Source organism: Candidatus Woesearchaeota archaeon (assembly GCA_027858315.1).
Classification (GTDB): domain Archaea; phylum Nanobdellota; class Nanobdellia; order Woesearchaeales; family UBA583; genus UBA583.
On sequence record JAQICV010000103.1, the window covers coordinates 33,113 to 51,184 of the forward strand.

General features: G+C 26.7%; 23 protein-coding genes. 15 read left to right on the forward strand and 8 right to left on the reverse strand.

The genetic code is table 11. From position 1 onward, the window contains the following. Positions 1-98 precede the first annotated feature (98 nt). The 6 genes from PF569_10150 (at position 99) to PF569_10175 (ending at position 5,275) form a co-directional block, all read left to right on the forward strand. Positions 99-836: a hypothetical protein gene (locus tag PF569_10150; protein ID MDA3856594.1), complete on the forward strand. Its 738-nt coding sequence runs from the start codon at positions 99-101 to the stop codon at positions 834-836. Next, positions 833-1,948, forward strand: a complete 1,116-nt coding sequence (locus tag PF569_10155) for a hypothetical protein (protein ID MDA3856595.1) — start codon at positions 833-835, stop codon at positions 1,946-1,948. The genes PF569_10150 and PF569_10155 overlap by 4 nt, the downstream gene beginning before the upstream one ends. Before the next feature lie 68 nt (positions 1,949-2,016). Next, positions 2,017-2,694 carry a hypothetical protein gene (locus PF569_10160; protein MDA3856596.1) on the forward strand — a complete coding sequence of 226 codons (678 nt, stop codon included), beginning with the start codon at positions 2,017-2,019 and terminating at the stop codon, positions 2,692-2,694. Between the two features lie 2 nt (positions 2,695-2,696). Then, positions 2,697-4,154: a hypothetical protein gene (locus tag PF569_10165; protein ID MDA3856597.1), complete on the forward strand. Its 1,458-nt coding sequence runs from the start codon at positions 2,697-2,699 to the stop codon at positions 4,152-4,154. Next, the gene (locus PF569_10170) at positions 4,151-4,660 is read left to right on the forward strand and encodes a hypothetical protein (protein ID MDA3856598.1); all 510 of its coding nucleotides are present in this window, start codon (positions 4,151-4,153) and stop codon (positions 4,658-4,660) included. The genes PF569_10165 and PF569_10170 overlap by 4 nt, the downstream gene beginning before the upstream one ends. A gap of 87 nt (positions 4,661-4,747) precedes the next feature. After that, on the forward strand, positions 4,748-5,275 hold the full coding sequence (locus PF569_10175) for a DJ-1/PfpI family protein (GenBank protein MDA3856599.1): 528 nt from the start codon (positions 4,748-4,750) through the stop codon (positions 5,273-5,275). Between the two features lie 135 nt (positions 5,276-5,410). Here PF569_10175 and PF569_10180 read toward each other — a convergent pair whose 3' ends face one another. Further along, a complete protein-coding gene (locus PF569_10180) occupies positions 5,411-6,244 on the reverse strand; it encodes a DNA integrity scanning protein DisA nucleotide-binding domain protein (GenBank protein MDA3856600.1) in 834 nt (277 codons plus the stop codon). Positions 6,245-6,349: 105 nt separating this feature from the next. On the opposite strand from PF569_10180, the gene PF569_10185 reads away from it, so the two are divergent. Beyond that, entirely contained in the window at positions 6,350-6,931 is a 582-nt protein-coding gene (locus tag PF569_10185) for a DUF4234 domain-containing protein (protein ID MDA3856601.1), read from the forward strand. 5 nt (positions 6,932-6,936) lie between these two features. Here the strand turns inward: PF569_10185 and PF569_10190 are convergent, their stop codons facing one another. After that, positions 6,937-8,088, reverse strand: a complete 1,152-nt coding sequence (locus PF569_10190) for an RtcB family protein (GenBank protein ID MDA3856602.1) — start codon at positions 8,086-8,088, stop codon at positions 6,937-6,939. A 151-nt stretch (positions 8,089-8,239) separates the two neighbouring features. Between PF569_10190 and PF569_10195 the strand changes: the two genes are divergently transcribed. Beyond that, complete coding sequence (locus PF569_10195) at positions 8,240-9,427, forward strand: hypothetical protein (protein MDA3856603.1); 1,188 nt, start codon at positions 8,240-8,242, stop codon at positions 9,425-9,427. A gap of 3 nt (positions 9,428-9,430) precedes the next feature. On the opposite strand, the gene PF569_10200 is transcribed toward PF569_10195, so the two are convergent. From PF569_10200 to PF569_10215, 4 genes are all read right to left on the reverse strand, one after another. Next, the gene (locus tag PF569_10200) at positions 9,431-9,865 is read right to left on the reverse strand and encodes a YbhB/YbcL family Raf kinase inhibitor-like protein (GenBank protein MDA3856604.1); all 435 of its coding nucleotides are present in this window, start codon (positions 9,863-9,865) and stop codon (positions 9,431-9,433) included. Between the two features lie 78 nt (positions 9,866-9,943). Continuing rightward, entirely contained in the window at positions 9,944-10,276 is a 333-nt protein-coding gene (locus PF569_10205; protein ID MDA3856605.1) for a hypothetical protein, read from the reverse strand. A gap of 73 nt (positions 10,277-10,349) precedes the next feature. Then, a complete protein-coding gene (locus PF569_10210) occupies positions 10,350-10,733 on the reverse strand; it encodes a hypothetical protein (protein MDA3856606.1) in 384 nt (127 codons plus the stop codon). Between the two features lie 100 nt (positions 10,734-10,833). Further along, positions 10,834-11,031 (reverse strand): PspC domain-containing protein, encoded by a 198-nt coding sequence (locus PF569_10215; protein MDA3856607.1) that lies wholly within the window; start codon positions 11,029-11,031, stop codon positions 10,834-10,836. Positions 11,032-11,187: 156 nt separating this feature from the next. Between PF569_10215 and PF569_10220 the strand changes: the two genes are divergently transcribed. Together PF569_10220 and PF569_10225 are read left to right on the forward strand one after the other, a co-directional pair. Further along, a complete protein-coding gene (locus PF569_10220; GenBank protein MDA3856608.1) occupies positions 11,188-13,170 on the forward strand; it encodes an alpha amylase C-terminal domain-containing protein in 1,983 nt (660 codons plus the stop codon). After that, positions 13,170-14,069 carry a hypothetical protein gene (locus PF569_10225; GenBank protein ID MDA3856609.1) on the forward strand — a complete coding sequence of 300 codons (900 nt, stop codon included), beginning with the start codon at positions 13,170-13,172 and terminating at the stop codon, positions 14,067-14,069. The genes PF569_10220 and PF569_10225 overlap by 1 nt, the downstream gene beginning before the upstream one ends. On the opposite strand, the gene PF569_10230 is transcribed toward PF569_10225, so the two are convergent. Then, positions 14,048-14,380, reverse strand: a complete 333-nt coding sequence (locus PF569_10230) for a hypothetical protein (GenBank protein ID MDA3856610.1) — start codon at positions 14,378-14,380, stop codon at positions 14,048-14,050. The genes PF569_10225 and PF569_10230 overlap by 22 nt on opposite strands. A 122-nt stretch (positions 14,381-14,502) precedes the next feature. Here PF569_10230 and PF569_10235 point away from each other — a divergent pair, with 122 nt between their 5' ends. The 5 genes from PF569_10235 to PF569_10255 all read left to right on the forward strand — a co-directional run bounded on the left by PF569_10235 (position 14,503) and on the right by PF569_10255 (position 17,184). Continuing rightward, positions 14,503-15,135, forward strand: coding sequence for a VTT domain-containing protein (locus tag PF569_10235; protein ID MDA3856611.1), 633 nt, complete (start codon positions 14,503-14,505; stop codon positions 15,133-15,135). 26 nt (positions 15,136-15,161) lie between these two features. Next, a complete protein-coding gene (locus tag PF569_10240) occupies positions 15,162-15,614 on the forward strand; it encodes a hypothetical protein (protein ID MDA3856612.1) in 453 nt (150 codons plus the stop codon). Between the two features lies 1 nt (position 15,615). Then, entirely contained in the window at positions 15,616-16,047 is a 432-nt protein-coding gene (locus tag PF569_10245; GenBank protein ID MDA3856613.1) for a PRC-barrel domain-containing protein, read from the forward strand. Between the two features lie 102 nt (positions 16,048-16,149). Beyond that, positions 16,150-16,626 carry a hypothetical protein gene (locus PF569_10250; protein MDA3856614.1) on the forward strand — a complete coding sequence of 159 codons (477 nt, stop codon included), beginning with the start codon at positions 16,150-16,152 and terminating at the stop codon, positions 16,624-16,626. Between the two features lie 6 nt (positions 16,627-16,632). Next, positions 16,633-17,184, forward strand: coding sequence for a hypothetical protein (locus PF569_10255; GenBank protein ID MDA3856615.1), 552 nt, complete (start codon positions 16,633-16,635; stop codon positions 17,182-17,184). A gap of 25 nt (positions 17,185-17,209) precedes the next feature. On the opposite strand, the gene PF569_10260 is transcribed toward PF569_10255, so the two are convergent. Continuing rightward, complete coding sequence (locus PF569_10260; protein ID MDA3856616.1) at positions 17,210-17,830, reverse strand: YIP1 family protein; 621 nt, start codon at positions 17,828-17,830, stop codon at positions 17,210-17,212. Positions 17,831-18,072: the final 242 nt, after the last annotated feature.

Genomic DNA, 18,072 nt, shown 5'->3' on the forward strand with positions numbered 1-18,072 from the left:
ATTTAACTTAGATTTATTTATTTATAAATTTATTGAAATTTACTATTCTTAAGTAACACTAAAGGTTTAAAATTTCATTTTTTTGTTAAATGTTTATAATGGCGTCTATTTCAGAAGGTTTTGATATGATTTTTAATTTTTTTATGACTCTTAGTAGTGATGCTTGGTATGGACTGATACTTATGGTTGGTGCTATAGCTTTTTCTTCACTTATTGCTAGGAATTTAAAAAAGTATGCAGGTATGAATGAAGCAAAGGGACTTGCAAATCTTATTGCTTGGTTTATGACTTTAATAGGACTTTATTTTATAGTTATTGATGTTAGAAGTGGAACATTAGGTCTTATATCTAGTTGGCTAGTTATATTCTTTTTAATTGGTGCTACTTTAGGATTATTTACAATATTTAAGAGTTTTGGAGAGGAACATTTTGAAGATAGTGGTTTATTTAAAGCTTTTTATGTGATATTATTATTTGTTTTTTTTAGTAGTGGACTTGCTTCAATTTACAAGTATGTTCCTTATGATAGTGTTTTAAGAGATATTGTTGATAGTGTTATTCATATGAATTCTATTGCATTACTTGCTTTAATTGTTATTGTTATAGGTGGAGTTATGAAAGCTATAGGTAACCCATTTAAGAAAGATGGTGTTGATGATTTAGGAGATAATGATACTTCAAAACAAGCTAGAGAAGCTAAAAAAGCAGCAAATAATGATGCGAGTGGTAAGAGTTCAATGATGGGAAAGATAGCTGAAGGGTTTGAGTTTATTTCTAGAAAGATTCAAGATGCATCAGATGACTTGGGTAGAAAAATTGAGGGTAGTAAAAAATGAGTGATAAAAAACAACCAGAATTTTCATCAGAGAGAACTAGAATAATTAGTTTACTAGAGAAATTAATAGGTTATGCTAGAGATGCTAGAGGGAAATTAGAGACTTTGACAGTAGGATTAGAAGATGCTCCTCTTAAAAACAAATATAGGCAAAATATTTTGAATTTAGATAGTGTTAAAGTTAGTATTTTAAAGGAATGTACTGATATTGAAACTGCTTCTGTTGGTCTTATAGGTATTTTTGGAAATATTGAAATTGAATTAACTCAAGAGCATGTAAAAAAACTTCTTGAAGTTAAGTCTAAATCTGCTCAAGTTGCTTTTTTAATTAAGAGACAAATTAGTGAGTCATTTAAATTAAGAAAACTTGTTACAGTTCCAGCAAGAGGAATTGGTCATGCTGCAGCTTTTGCTGATAAAAGATGGAGTGAGTCTTTATCTGAAGAAGCAGCAAGAGGTCATATCCCTGAAGTTGGTAGCGAAGAAATTCCTGAGATTAATTCTGAATCAGTAGAAGATGTGGATAATAATTTAGATAATGAGAAAATATTAAAAGAAATAAATAGTTATATTGGTTTGTTGAAAAATTTTAATTTATCTATTAATAATGATGAACTTAATAAATTATTTAAACCAAATGTTTTACTTGAAATTAGGGAGACAATTATTAGTACTTGTAGAGCAATTATTGAGATTAAAAATAAATCTAATCATGATATTAAACCTGGTCAAGTACTTACTCAAGTAATGACTGCATATTTCATTTTAGAAGGATTTAATGATATTATCAATAATAAATTAGATAGTTTAATTAATAAAAATATAAGAGGAATTGGTGCTAATGAATTTATTGGTAATATTTTTTATTTTGCTATTTTAAAGAATAAATTTTCTAAGTTAGTAAATGATGTATTTGAAGTATCAATTGATAGATATTCTCAAGCTTTAGAAAAAGATTCTACAATAACTAGTATTACAAGAGATGATATTAGATATCAACTTACTTTAATGTTAAATGATAGATTCAATATACCTATATTTAAATCTGAGAAAATCTATGCAGATAAACTAGCTAATCCTGAAAAACATGAGAAAAAAGTAGTGGCGGGATAGTTTGTCACTCTTAAGTAAACATTTCAGTAAAGTTTATAAATAAACATCTCCTATTATTTTTATAAAAAATGGTAAAAATAGGTAAAGACAAAAATGTTCCTGAATCTAATGGATTAAGTTTTAGTGCAAGTGACTTAACCCAATCTTATAATACAGGTAAGAAAGAAGCTTTAAAGGGAGTTAGTGATTATGTTGGAAATGTTAAAGATGAACTTATAACTAAGGAAGAAATCGATTTTAAGGGTGGAGAGTATAATAGAATTGAAGTTCCTGAAAAAAATAATCTATTCTCTAAGTATCATAATGTAGTAACTACTGTTGCTGTTGGAGGAATTTTAGCAGGTATGCTTGCTTTTAATAGTGGTAGTCTAGGGAGTTTAGAGAAAATGCTTGGAAGTGTTAAAAATGTTGTAGCACCAACTGCAGTTCATGCTCAATGGTATGCTGATGTTGCTGGTGATAGTGAAAAAGAATTAGTTGATGTTTCTTTAGGAGATACACTTGTTTGGACTTATGCTGGTGAGAGTGGTACTTTTCCTAAGATGGGAGTTTTTAATGAATATAAAACTGCTTTAGATAAAGGAGATGTTGAATGGTTACAAAATTCATTTCACAAGTTTAAAGACTTTGAAACTTCATCTGATTATTTTAAGAATAATTCTGAGACTGGAAAAGTTGCAGGTATTGCTTACGATGAAATTGTTGGAGATGTAAGAGATAATGTTGAATTCAAGGGGGATAAATAAAGATGTACAAACCAATTAAAAATATAGCTTTAGGAACAGCTGCTTTAGTATTAGGAGCTAGTTTGATGAATCCTGTTTATGGTTTTGATTCAAAAATTACTAAATCTAAATTTGGTAAATCAACTACTCAAGTTGAAGAGATTATTGTTCCTGCTAAAGTTGAGAAATCTGTAGTACCTACAAAAAAAGTTACTCCTAAACCTCAAGAAATAATTAAACAACAAGATACTAGACCTAAAACTCCTGTTAAAACTAGGGGTTATAAACCTGTTGTTCAACAAGGACCTTCATTTGAAGAAATTTGTTTAGCAACTCCTATTGATACTTGGGCTGGTTTTAATGATAAGAGTAAAACTTTGGTGACTCCTGAATGTGATTTAGGTAGGAAAGGATCTCAAAGAGATGAGGTTGTTAGTTGGTTGAAAAGTAATTATGGAACTAAACCTATTAATGTATATGATTCTTTAGCTGACCAATATGTATTTGGAAGTGTTAATAATGGAGTTCTTGCTTTTGATGATAATGGTAAGTTAAATAGAACTTTAGAGAATTTATTAAGAGATAAAACTGGTTCAGGTGATGGTAGAATTAATAATGTAACTGATACTTATTTAGTTGATTTTTATGTTGATACTTCAGCTTCAGTGATTGCTCCTATGATTCAAGATAATATTACTAAAGATCCAGCAGTTGTATCTCAAAATATTGAAGATACACCAATTACTGGAATTACTCAATTACCTTCTGGAATTTATATGTTTGCAGATAATGAAAATAGTGCTTTAGATGCTTTTGCATTAGAGAAAGATACAAATGGAGAATATACTGGATTTACTAAAGCAGTATATGATGGAGATATCGAAAATACTAAGAGAATTAATACTAAAGAACATATGAAAAGAATTAGAGCAGGTTTTGATAATACTGGCTTTTTCAAAAATAGAGATGAGAGATATATGGGTTTAGTTCATGTTTTAAATGATAAAACTAGTGGAATGAATGGTGCTGAAGGATTGCTTAATTATATTGCTGAAGCTCAAAATGTTGTTCCAATGAGTGTTGCAGATTTATCAACATTTGTTGATGTTGTTGCATTTAATGATTATATGGATGATTTAATGTTAACTCATATGGATGATAAGGACAATTTGTCAATGAATAAAGATAAGAAATTAGAATTAATTGAAAGATATAGGAAATTAGGAGTTTCATCAAGTGTTTTAGATAAGATTACAGATTTGACAAGTATTATTGGAGTTATATCATATATGGGAAAAGGAGTGTCATTTGATAGATCTAATAATTTAACAGGTCATGGTAGTGTAAATTATATGCCTAATCAATTAGTTATTGGAAAAGCTTTGAAAAATGGAAGTTTCGGAGGAGAAACTCTTTTAGATAGATTTAAACAAAATAAGTTAACATATGAAGCAAATTTAGGTGAGGTAAGTAGAAAATGAAATTAAATAAAGGATTAGTAGGATTAATGGCAGGAATTACTTTATTAACAAGTGGTTGTAGTGTTATTGATGCTAATAGGTCATTATATGAAATGGATAGAAAAGGTAAAGTTCTATCTCCAGAAAAACAAATGGTTGCAGTAGATTCTTATCAAAAGAATCTATTTAGAAATTATATGGAAGCTGCGGATGATACAATGCCTAAATCTGAAGGATTATTTGATAGAAAACCTGAAGTGGTTTATGGTAGATCTGCTGTTGTTAAAGAAATGCAAAAGGAAAGAGATGGTGATGGATATATTGGTGTTGGTGTTTTAGCAGGTAATGTTGTTACTACTTATGGAATTTGTAGAGCTTTAGGTGTTTGTGGTGATAATGGAAGTACTAAAACGATTATTATTGATGAACCACCTGTGAATCCTCCTGTTGATGGAAGTACTTTAGGTGTTGGTGGTTCTAATTCAAACATTATTTATGATGCATTTAGTTCTGGTTGGAATCCATAAAATTTATTATTTATTTTTTTAGAGTAATAATAATTAAAATTAATTTTTATACAAAACTTTTTTAATTACTGAAAGTATTTTTATTATATGAGTGAAGATAAAGTCTTAATGATTATTGCGCCTAGTGAGTTTCGTGATGAAGAATATTTAGTACCAAAAGAAATTTTTGAAGTAAGAGATTTAGAAGTTATTACTGCTTCGAAGGGTGTAAAACTAGCAAAAGGTAAACTTGGAGCTGAAGTTAAAGTAGATTTAGATATTTCTGAAGTTAAAGTTACTGATTATGCAGCAGTTGTTCTTATTGGTGGTATGGGAGCTTTAATTTATGAAAATGATGAAGTTATTTCTAAGATTTTAAATGAAGCTAAAGAGAACTATATTTTAATTGGTGCAATTTGTATTGCGCCTAGGATTTTAGCTAATAATGGTTTGTTAGAAGGTTTCAAAGCTACAGCTTGGAATGGAGATTCTAAACAATCTAAATTTTTAGAGGAGAAAGGAGCTACTTTTGTTGATGAAGCTGTTGTTGAAGATAAATCTTTGATTACTGCAAATGGTCCTGAGGCTGCTAAAGAGTTTGGTTTAAAGATTGCTAATTATATTCTTTACCAGTAAATCTTTAGATTTACTGAATGCTTTTTAATCAATAAAAAAACATATCAATAAATTCTTCGAATTTATTGGACATTCTTTAAACTAGTGAAAGAATATATAGGTAAATTTAACATTTATTAAATATTAATAATTTTCTTAAAATTTTAAAATTAATTTTCCGTTCTTAAATAGTTTAATAACTCCACCACTCTCAGATACTACAACTGCAATTGATTTTGTTTTTTGAGTTATTGCTGCGGCAGTTGTATGTTTTGTTCCCCAACCGTAATATCTTTTTACATCATCGGTGTTTATATCTATATAAGATCCAGCACTATATACTATTCCTTTATTATTAATTACAAAAGCTCCATCCAATTGTGCATATTCTTTAATTGTTTCATTTAAATCGTTGTTAATTATATCTCTTAGATTTTCAGGATATCCATAAAATGGGTTTAATACAAGAGGTTTAATGTATTGTTTTAATTCTTTTTCATCTCCTATTACAAATAGAGTTCCAATATGTTTTCCTTCTCTTCCTTCTTTTTTTATTTCTTCTGCAATTTCGATTATTTTTTCTAGTACTAGTTCATTTTCCATGAATTCGGATAATTTGAATCTTGCAATTCTATATAGGATTTTAGATACTTCAATTACTATCATTCCGAAAGTATAGTCTGAAATGATTGAATCTTCAAAGGCTATTAAAACAATTGATTCTTTTTCTAATATTTTTTTTTTAATTGCTTCTACTAAAATATTTCTAATGAAAATTCTTGAGTCTTGATTTGGTTCATTTTTTATTTTAAATTTTTTTTGGATTTTATTTTCTCTATTGAAGATGAGAATTTCTAATTCATCCACTACTCCAAAATTATTTGTTGGTGCTTCTTCAATTTTTAAAACATGGGTGATTTTTAGTTTATCACACATTTCAGATATTTTTATATCTAAAAAATCACCATTTGAAGAAGAGTTTGTTGTCATAATAAGATTTATTGGTTTAATGTTTTTAAAGTTTTGTGTGAGTTTGTGTTGTTATTTAAATAAGTAACAAAACCTTTTATTAATTGTAGATGTTTTGAATTTAAATTGGTTGGAGTTGAAAAGAGTTTTTCTAATGTGAATTTAGAATATTTTTATAATGATTTTGAGTTGAGAAATCCTTTGATGTGTATGCTTTTGATGATTTTGACTTTAGGTTTTTATTTTATTTATTGGATTTATCAGATTAATGAGAAATTATCTGAACTGGATGATGATTCACCAGACCCTACAAGAGGAATGATAATCTTATTAATTTTACCTATTACTTGGGCATTTTTTGTGTTTATATTTAAATTTTTAATATTTAGTGATAATTTAGGACTTGCAAAAGGACTTGAGATTACAGGTTGGTCAATAATTATCTTTTTATCAATGCAGTATTTATATGAATTTTGTGTTTCTTTTGGGAGAATTACTCGTAGTTCAGGACTTGTTTGGTATTTGTTTATGTATGTAGGGTATTTTAGTGTAGTTTTACTTTTATTTAGTTTTTATTATACAATACCTTTGATAATTTTCCCATTTTTTACTCTTCCTGCAATGCAGGGTTTTATGAATGAGCATGCAAGAAAAGTGGCATTAAAGCAAATTGATTATAATTTTAATTCAAGACATAGGGCTTTATAGTATTTTTATCCCTTTAAATTGATTATTGGTTTTAAATGAGCTAAAACTTTCACACTTTTATCTTGCTCTTCAATTATTTTAAAAATATTTTTGTATGCTTGTGGAGCTTCGTCTAATGTTGATTCATTTATAGTTCCAATAATTCCTTCCATAGATTTTTTGAAATCTGTAAGTGATATTTTTTCTTTTGCTTGTTTTCTTGAGTAAAGTCTTCCTGCTCCATGTGAAGATGATTCTAAGTATTCTTTGTTTCCTAGTCCTTCAACTAGAAAACTTCCATCTTTCATATTTCCAGGGATTACGCCTTTTTCTCCTTTTTTAGCTGGGGTTGCACCTTTTCGATGAATGAAATAATTTCCTTCTTTTATTGCATGATTATGGTTTTTGTTTGTCCATAATTCTAGTTCAATCTTTTCATTTGAATGTTGTTCTAGAATTTCATGAATTTTGTAGGCCATTTCAAGTCTATTTAGTAGAGCAAAGTCTAAGCAGAATTCTAATACATTTTGATATTCTTTTCCTTCAATTGAGTCTTCTTTTAGAGGATATGTTTTTTCAAATTCAATTTGTTTTTTTGATGCTTTTTTCATGTACATCTGTGCAAGAGAATGTCCAATTTTTCTTGAGCCACTATGAATTACTAACCATAAATTATTATCTTTATCAGATTGTGATAGTTCGATAAAATGATTTCCTGAACCAAGACTTCCAAGATTTCCTTGAGCTTGACTTTTAATTATATTAAGTGCACTCTTATTATGAGGTTTTGATATGAATTTTTCGAGGATTTTATTGTATTCTTGAATCGTTTTATTTGTTAGTTGATTTGTATTTTTGATTCCAAGACCCATTGCAAGATTTTCATTTATTTTTTTGTAGATTTCTTGAGAGTTTTGTTTAACAAAATTTACTAAATTGGGATTAGAATTCGAATTAAATTTTACTGCAATCATTCCGCACCCTATGTCATATCCTACCCATGATGGGACAATGTATTCTTTTGTTTTAATAACTGCTCCAATTGGCGCTACATATCCTGAATGAGCATCAGGCATAAGTGATGCTGAGACTACAAATTCTTCATTATAGCAGTTTTCAAATTGCTTAATTGTGTTCTCGTCAGGATTTAGAGCAAAATTAGTAATTTGTTTTTCCATATTATGTCTAATACTTGAGTATTTAAAAATATAGTTAAAAATTATTTGTAATATGGTTATTTAGTTTGTGTATTATGTATTTGGTTAATTTATTAAGTTTTGAAAATTTGTTACAACAAATCTTTATAAAGAGTTATTACTGAAAATATGTATGAAATATGCAGATGGTTCTTCTACTTTTGAAGAATTGGTTCAAAAAAAATTAAGTGAAACTGAAAAAAATCTTTTTAGGTTTGATGATAAAAGAAAAGTTTTGAGTAATCTTTTGGAATTAAAATCTTTTAGGGAAAAATTAAATGGGGAGATTCCTAATGGTTTTGAGAAGAGGCAAGTTTTTGATGAGAGTTTTAGATATTGGTCATTGAATTCTAGTTCATCATTAAAAGATTTTTATACTAATGAGGTTAGAAGTATTTTAATTAAAATATCTAATATTGATTTCACATATGATAAAAATTTTATGAAAGTTTTTGATCTTGTTACTTTATTTTCAATTTTTAAAAAAACTTATTTTGTAAGACTTAATAATTTAAATTTTTTTATTCAAGATTCAGATGATAGAAATTTAGTTTTTTATTCAGAAATTTTCAATAATTTATCTTCTTCTATTTCTAGTGTGCAAGAATATATTAAGAATTTGAATAGTAATTTTAATGTTGAATTGGAGAATATTTTACATCGAAAAATTTTGAATTTTGGAAATTTGATTGAACATGATTTTGAAAATTTAAAAAAAAGGATTGGAAAGAGAGAAATTGGCAAATTAGATGATATTTTAGGTTATTTAGAATATTATATGATTTTTAGGAAATATTTGGGCATTTATTTAAGATTAGACTATCATGATTCTAAAAATAAGAATGAACTTGAAACTTCTTTAAATAATATTTTTGCAGAGTTTCATAATGTAGTTTTATATCATGGATATAATCATTTGAGTGGATTTAAACAAGATTTGCGAGGAGTTGAAGTTCCTTCAAATAGATTTAAATTAGTTCATAAAAATATGATGAAATTACTTCAAGAGTATCTGAATTTTTCTAAAAAAATTGTTAAAGATCATAATTATTCATTAGTTGAGGGAAGAGGAATCTATGAGACTATTAATAAAATTTTTCAAGTTGATTTTAGAAGAGAGATTGGGAAAATTATTTTGAATCATTTTAAAAGTAAATTAAGTGGAATTAGTTATAAAAATTTCGAGAGTAAAATCTCAATTGAGATTTTATATAAAGAATTTTTAGAATTGGAAAAGCTCTATGATTTATCTGAACTCAATAAAATAGGTTATAGAGATTTATCAAATAAATTTATAGGAATTTTGAGTGATGTTAGTTAAAAATTATTTGTAATGAGCAATAATTTGTGCTTCTTCAATTATTAGTTCTTTTATTGAATTTAATATTTCTTCTTTACTTGCATTATTTCCAAATTTTAGAAAGTCTCTTAGTGCATAAATTTTTAATTCATAGTTATGGTCTGTTTTGTCATTAGTTGGTCCAAAATAATTTGTAAGTCCAAAATCATTTCTACCAATTATTGCATTTTCGGGAATTTCATTTTCTTTAATTAATTTAGTTGATGCTGGTATGTTCCAGACTATCCAGTGATTTTCATTACTTTTTGTTATGTCATTAAATACTAATAATAAACTTTTTGTTCCTGTTGGTACTGATATAATTTGAACTTGTGGACTTATATTTTGTGTATCACAACTATATTTTTTAGGTATAAATCCATTGTTAAAACTTTGAGTACTAATTGATAGAGTTTCCATGTAAATCACCTTTGTGATATTTGTCATGGATTTCAGTATTTTTATAGTTTGCTATTAATAAATTTAAATTTTAAATTTTTATTTTTTTTTAGAAGTAGGTTTTGTTTTTGTAGCAGGTTTCTTCTTAACTACTGCTTTTTTCACAGGAGCAGCTTTTTTTTTAGCTTCATCATGTACTAGATGTCTTAGAACTTCTAATTCTAATTCTATTTTATCTATTTTTTTACCAATTTTTATTGATAAGTCATCTTCTTTCATTGAGTATTTAACCCAGTTTGCAAAATCGTTCTTTGCTTCATTTACATGATGTTTTAATGTTTCATGAGTCATATCTTTAAGGTTCTTTGCAAATCCTTTCAAATTGTTAAAAGTCTTTCCATTTTCTAGGTAAAATGTTTTATTTTCCGCCATTTTAATTATTTCTTGATTTTATTTATAATTAAGTTTTTATAACTAATTTTGAGTAGAGAAAAAAAATGAAAAGTTAAAAGTTGAATAAATCTTTTTCTATATAAGATTTACAATGAATTTTTGTTAAAGGTCCATATTGAGCTAAATTTGTTTTTTCAATACTAATTATTTGTGATTCAGTAGGATGTGTTTGAAGGTGATCTCTTGTTGTGAATAAATCTTTTTCACTAATTTTCTCATTTAGAATTTTCTCCATTAATCTTAGTGTATTTGGGTAGTTATGTTCAAGAGAACTATTTACAAAGACACATTTTGAACAGTAAGGTTCTTTTAATTCTTCTCTAAGTCTTTTTTTTGCATCAATTATCATGTTTGTATCATGGGTAGTATAGCCAGTTGATACTGGATTGAAATAAGAAATTTGATTTCTTTTAATTGAAGTTTGTTGATTTTGCATTATACTTAGTTTATTTAAATATGATTTATAAATACTGTCATAGTGTTAGTTATTTTTCACTTCAATTGTAAATTATTGGTTTTGATAGGTATTTTCTAGATTATTTTTCTGGAATTATTATTGCAGATATTATGTAAAAGATTATTCCAGGTAATATTCCAGTTACTATTAGGATTAAAATGAATATTAATCTGATTACTGTTGGGTCTGTTTCAATATATTCAGCAAAGCCACCACAAACTCCAGCTATTACTCTTTGATTTTTTGAACGATATAGTTTCTTAATTTTTCTAGACATTATTTTCACCAGAATTTAGATGTATTTTTTAATTTATAAAATATTTGATTTTAAAGTATAGTTGTGGACATAAACCTTTTAGTAAATAATTTTTTTAAAAAAAACCTTTACTTGGTTATAAGTAAAGTTTATATATGAATTAGTTTGTTTTTTGTTATGGATAAAAAATATGATTATCAATGGGAATATTTATATGATAATCAAAAACCAATGAAAGATTTGAGTTTATGGGATAGTAATTTTGGTGTTAAAATTATTGAAAGGGATGTTTTAGGTGTTGCTAGTAAGGTTAAACTTTCACTTCTTATTGATAATTCAAATTTAGATATTTTTGTTGTTGGTAATTTTAATGATTGGGGTAAGAATGATTTGAACAAATATAAGTTAAAGCATGATGAACATAGTATTTTTGCGTATATTGTTTTGAATAATCTTAAGCATAAGGATGAGTATAAATTTTTAGTAGTGGATAAACAAAAGAAATTTTATATTCAAGATCCTGCTGGAGCTTATTTCTCAGATTCCGGAAATACTATTTTTTGGGATTTTGAAGATCCATCTAGTTATAAACAAGAATATAGTTTTGTTGATACTTTTAATCGAGCAGTTAAAATTTTACAGACAGATTTACCTGGACTTGTTTCGCATTTTGCAGATAAGAAAGGTGTTTGCGCTAGAGATGTTTCACAGAAGAGTTTGTATGAGTTTATTGCTGAGAGCTCAGTTATTGATGAGATAAAGAAGCAAGGATATAATTCAGTACAATTTTTACCTTTTGCTCAAAGTATAGATGGTTCTAATTGGAAGTTTAGATATCTTGTTCCTTTTCAATATGCAATTCAGAAGAATTGGGGGAATCCTGATGAGTTCGCTTATATGATTGATATGTTTCATAAGGCAGGAATTGCAGTTATTGGAGATTTTGTTTTAGGTCATCTACCTCATAAAGATTATAATATTTTTGGACAGTCTTGTAGTGAACATGGGATTCATCATTGGAAGAAAAAAGATGGTACTTATTTGTATTTGAAGGATGAGACTTCTTGGGGTACTATGAGAATTGATTTTGACAATAATTATGTTAGGGATTTCTTTACTAGTTCTTGTTTGCATTTTATGAAGCATTACAAAATTGATGGGTTTAGAATTGATAATGTTGATGGTATTATTAGATATGGTCAAAATGGAGATGGTGATGAGAGACCTAATGGTAGGAATTTCTTGCGTGAGTTGAATTCAAGTATTTATGATTATAATCCTTCTGCACTTATTCATTTTGAAGCGCATTATTATTTTGATGATAATGCTAAGATGCTTGTTGCTCCAATTGAGAGTAATCCTAGAGCACTTGGTGCTAGTGCTTATAATAGTTCAAGATTGACTTATTTTTTTCATAAAGATTTCATGTTTAAAGGTGGGAATGATATTTCTATTTGGAGAGTTAAACATATTATGGAAGAAAAAGAATGGGGAAGGTCTAATTCAACTGTTGCTGATTTTCATAATCATGATGCTGCAGCAGGACTTATGGCTATGAGATGTACTGGGGCTTATGCTTATGATTGTATGACTGAGGGAAGTTTTTCTAATCATATTCATGCTGTTGGTAAAATTAAAGTAATGGAGGCAATTATTGCTTTTGGTTGCGAAGGTAGAATTCTTGATTTAGCGCAAACATTTTTATTACAACCAGGAACTTTTGAACATGATTCTTCTATTAGATGGTATCTAACTTTTAATCAAGCAAATAAGGCTCTTTTTGATTTTAAGAGAGATGTTAATTTGATTATGGATGAGAGCGCTTTCTGGCCAGTTAATGTTAGAGGTAGAGAATATCTAAATGTTGATGATAAGAGTAAGGTTTTAGTTATTAAGAGGGAGTCTGATGAGGGTGAGTTCATTGTAGTGATTAATACCGGAGGAAATATTATTCATAATTATAAGGTTGGAGTAAAGTCTGAGGAAAATTATAAGTGTGTATTTAATTCAGATGATTTGAAATATGCTGGTATGGGTCTTGCAAATTATTCTGTTGAATTAGTTAATCGTGAGTCTAAGAATTTTGAAGTTTTAGATAGGGAAGTTGAACTTGCAAGTTTAGCTCCTTATGGAGTTGTTGTTTTGAAGAGAGTTTTATGATGAAATCAAAGAATATATTTATTTTAATGTTTTTATTTGTGTTTTTGGTTAGTTTTACTTATTCTGTAGATTATGATTATAATAATTATATTGTTAAGTGTAATATTCCTGCAAAATTCTTTAAACAAAGTTTTACTTGTTTGAATGATAATTGTTCTTATAAGTTTGAGAATCAAGGGGAAGTTTTAGTTAGTACTTCTTTAAATGATTCTAATTATGTTTTTAAGAATTTTTTTAGACTTGAGGATATTGATTATAATTTAGATCTTATTGATAATATTTGTGAAGATTCTATTTCGGATTCAACTATTGAGATGATTTCAAATGAATTGAGTCTTCAAAAGAAGATTTATGTTGATGATGAGTTAGTGATTTTCCCAATTCAAGAGGATTATTTGAAGACTTTTAATGTGAAAGAGTCAAAGTATAATCTTAATTTTAAAAACTGCTATGATATAGACTCAGAGAATTTTGATGGTTGGATGTTTGAGACTAGAGAGTTTAGAGATTATTGTTATTTGGATGATTTAAATGAGACTCAAATTTCTCAACGAAAGTTTTTTGTTTATTTAGTTAAGAATCCATCTTCATATATTTTCTATTATTTTGTATTGTTTATGATTTTTAGTTTTAGTTTGTTGATTTTACATAGATTTAAGATTGATTTGTATAGGAAAGGGATTTTAAAAAGATTTTTTAGAATTGATAGAACTAAACTTCGAGTTTTTGGTATTTTATTTTTACCTTTTATGTATGTATGGGGGATTTTCATTAATTTTATATTTTATGAGTTTTATGTAGTTATTTTTGGTTTGAAAGAAATTTTAGGATTTATTGGTGTTTTAGTTTTGTATTATTTTAGTTTAGTTATTGTTTATCATTTTGGCAAGGGAGATTGATAGAAAATACCTTGAACACTATCTGGAGTGTATAGACCTTTAAAAAAACTATAACTTTTAGTAGTGTTTTCTTCATTAAGAACATTATCAAATGGGATTTTGTTTTGAGTTAGGTATGTTTCAAATTCTTTATTGCTTTGAAATAGTTCTCTAAGCTCAATATTTATTATTAAGGATGACTTTTTTGGAAATCTTATACTGACTATATTTGAGTCAGTATCTTGCAGGTCGTAAATAATTTTAGCTAAGCCACTTGCTTCTTTACTAATACCTTTTGATTCTAATAATAAGTCATAAATGTTTTGAGACATATATAGAATAGTTTTTTAGATTATATAACTTTTGTGATTAGATTTTAATAATATGTTGATTAATGTAATTTCAAGTATTTTTATGTAAAACTTTTTATACTAATAAATTTGTAATTTAGTAGATGTCAAAAAAGAAGAATATTTTTTATGATAAGGATTTAATGTTTAGTTACGATTTTAATAGAAAATTGTTTTTGAATTTTGCATATTTTTTTGGTTTTATCCTTTTTGTTAGTTTTATTTTGTATTATGTTTTTTCTATTAGAATTTCTAATAATTTATTTTCAATTATTGTTAATGGTTTCTTTTCGCATATTTACCTACAATTAAAAAGTACTACTTTTTTGGGGGCATTTTATACAACTTTATTTGGTGGTTTGTTTTTTGTTTTTGTTCCTTTAGAAATTATTTTTGTTGCTTTTTTGAGGGCTGAACATAATCCTATCTCGATTATTTTACTTTTTATTTTAGGTTTGGTTATTTCTTACTCAATAAATTATGAAATAGGTATGCGATTAGGAAATATTTCTAAGAAAATTATTTCTATTAAAAAGTTCTATAAAATTAAAAGTATGGTTAATCGTTATGGTGTTTACGCAATTTTTGTGTTTAATGTTTTGCCTTTGCCTTCGCAACCTTTGTCTACAATTTTAGGGGTTTTTAAGTATAGTCGAAATAAATTCTATATTTTTTTCATTTTGGGTCAATTAATTAAGTTTTCGATGATTACTTTGGGATATATTTATATATCATAAACACAAATTATTTTTAGGTGGCAAAAATGTTTAAGAAAGAAGTATCTATAGTTTCGCAAAATATTAAAAATATGGAGGAAACTAATAAGTTTGGTTCTTATTTGGGAAAGAGAGTTTATTCTAAGTCTGGGGAGTATGTTGGGAAACTTAAAGAGTTTGTTGCACATAATAATGATTTTGCAGGAATGCTTATTTATGGTAAGAGTAATTTGTATATAGATAAGGAATTTTTTTCTTTAAATTCGGAGGATTCAATTGTTTTATCTATTGATCCTATTACTATTCTTTTAGGAAAAGTTGTTTTTGATGCAGATGGTAGAAATCTTGGGAAAGTTATAGGGATTGATAGAAATTCTAATCTTAATAATTTTAAACATTTGCTTGTTAGAAAAGGTTCTTTTTCAAAACCTGCAAAAGTTTCAAAAACTGAGATTTCAGTTATGAAAAAAAATATAATTTTGAAAACTTCATATAAATAAAATGAGTAGACAAATTACAACTTCAGATGAGATACTTGGTAAGGATGTAGTTGATCCTAATGGAGCTATTTTAGGAATTGTGACAAAAATTCATATTGATATGGATGCAAAAGAACTTATAGGTATAACTATTGATCAAGGACTTTTTAGACCAGATTTATTTATGGGCATAGATTATGTTGATAGGTTTGCAGTTGGAGTTGTTTTTTTGAGTAAGGTTCCTACAGATACTTATAGAGGACTTAAAGTTTTAACTAATGAGGGTAAAACTATAGGTACTGTGAAGAGTGTTGTTGTTTCTGATTCTATTCTTAGTGAATTAGTTGTTGTTCCAAAGTCTGTTGATATTTCAAAACATAATATTTCTATTCCAGTTTCAGAAATTGAAGAAATAGGATTTAGTGTTATTTTGAAGAAAGGATTCATGCTTTAATTTTCGTTGAATTTTATTTTTTTATATTTTTTCTTATTTACAAATTTCAGTTATATACTACCTAATAGTAAGTATTATAAATGGTCTATTCCTATAAGATATATGGAAAATTCAAAAGTATATGGTATTAGTGGTAAAGAGGTTGAATCTCGAGTAGCAATAAATGGACACTATGAGAAACTTTTTGATAATAAAATTGTTGGGAGTTTGAATAGAGAAGGAAGAGTAGAGGCTTTAATTGGTCTTGAAATTGAGAATAGTGGGTTACTTATGTTTTTGAGTGTACCTAGTCCTAAATTTGAGATACCAATTTCAGTTTATATGTTTGAAGGGGTTGATAATGTTAATCCAAAAATTGAATATGCTGGTTTAGTTACAAATTTAGGGTATTCATTTTCAGGTTGCGAAAATAAAATTAGTTCTATCTTAGGCAATATTATTGAATCTTTTAAGTTTTGTGATACTCCTGTTGATGTTCCTTTGAAAAGAGTTTCTTTTGATGATTTGAGTATAATTTTAAATGATTTTATCACTAAAACTTCTCATAAATCTAGAGATGTATTGTTTAATTATAGGTAGTTTAAAATGAAAAATAATCTTCCTTTATATTTATTAAATTGTGAATATTTTTGTGATAGCTTTAGTTCTTTTTTTGAAGGGAGTATTTATAGGAAAGGTGAAATTATTTTTGGGAGTGCTTTTGAGAAAGGTATTCGAAAATCTATTTTTGGGAAAATATATTTAGAGGAGGATATTAGTAGACTTTCTTTTTTAACATTTGAACCTGGCATAGAATATTTAAGTCTTTATGTTTTCCCAATAGAATCAAAAAATAGACTTTCTTTGAACGGTTCATATGAAGGTCAAAATTGGCAATATATGGATCCTTATGCTTTAGAGAGTAATAGTTTTGAGGAAGAGTTATTTTTATCCGAATTAGTAAATAATCCTGAAAGTAATAAATTAGTTGATTTGCTTGATGTTGCTAGACGAAAAAATTCACTTGAAAATAAGTCTGAGCATTTTGAGAATGAATTTCTGGATTATCTTACTCGAACAACCATTGCATTTGTTGAGGGTTCATTAAATAATAAATCAATTTTAGAACTTAATTCTGTTTTTAGAAATAGATTGTAAATAAAAATTTATTTTATTTTACAACTTAAATGTTTGCTGCAGTTTGTAATAGGGTTCCTAATGCTACTAATAATAATCCTAATCCAATAAACAATAGTGTAGGTATTATTAGTGCAAAGAATGATTTTAATAATGTTAATTTATGTAATTTTGCAAAGTATTTTGTTGCAGTAACTAAGTACCAAATCCAAATTCCAAGTATTACTATTGCATACATTATAAGAATTATTCCTAAAACTAATTCATTTTTTATTAAAAAGAACAGTGGATAAAAAACTATCATTACTGGAAGGGATAATACTCCACTTCCTACATATGTTGCAGTAAATAAGTTAATCATGTCTTTAAATTTTCCCTTTCCACCAAATACCATATAAGATACTTGATAGATTCCAATTATTCCAATAGTTATTAGTACAATTATTCCTGAAAAAACTATTATTAATAAAATAAATATAATTGTTTCAAGCAAACTAATTTCTCCCATTATTAATAGTACTAATCCCATTAGTGTGTATAAAATTACTAATGGTAAAAACATCCATAATATTGAATTTTTTATGTTAGTTTTTGCTAAATCTGTGTACGCTTTTTCTTTTTGAAAGAAAATTAGTACTGAATTTTTTATAAATGAAAGTGTATCCATGTATTTTTTTGTAATTAATAGTTTATAAATTTTTATTTTATTTGGGTTTGAATAAAAAGTCCGTGAAAAGTTGATTTTTCAACTTTGAATAACTATTCTTTTTAAGAAAAAATATTTTTATAATATTAAACTTGAGTTTTCAAAGAAATTAAATATAAATTTTAATTTTTTTATAAAAAAATCCTAAATTAAATATAGTAAAATTTATGATTAACTCAATTTTCTATAATTTATCTAGTAAA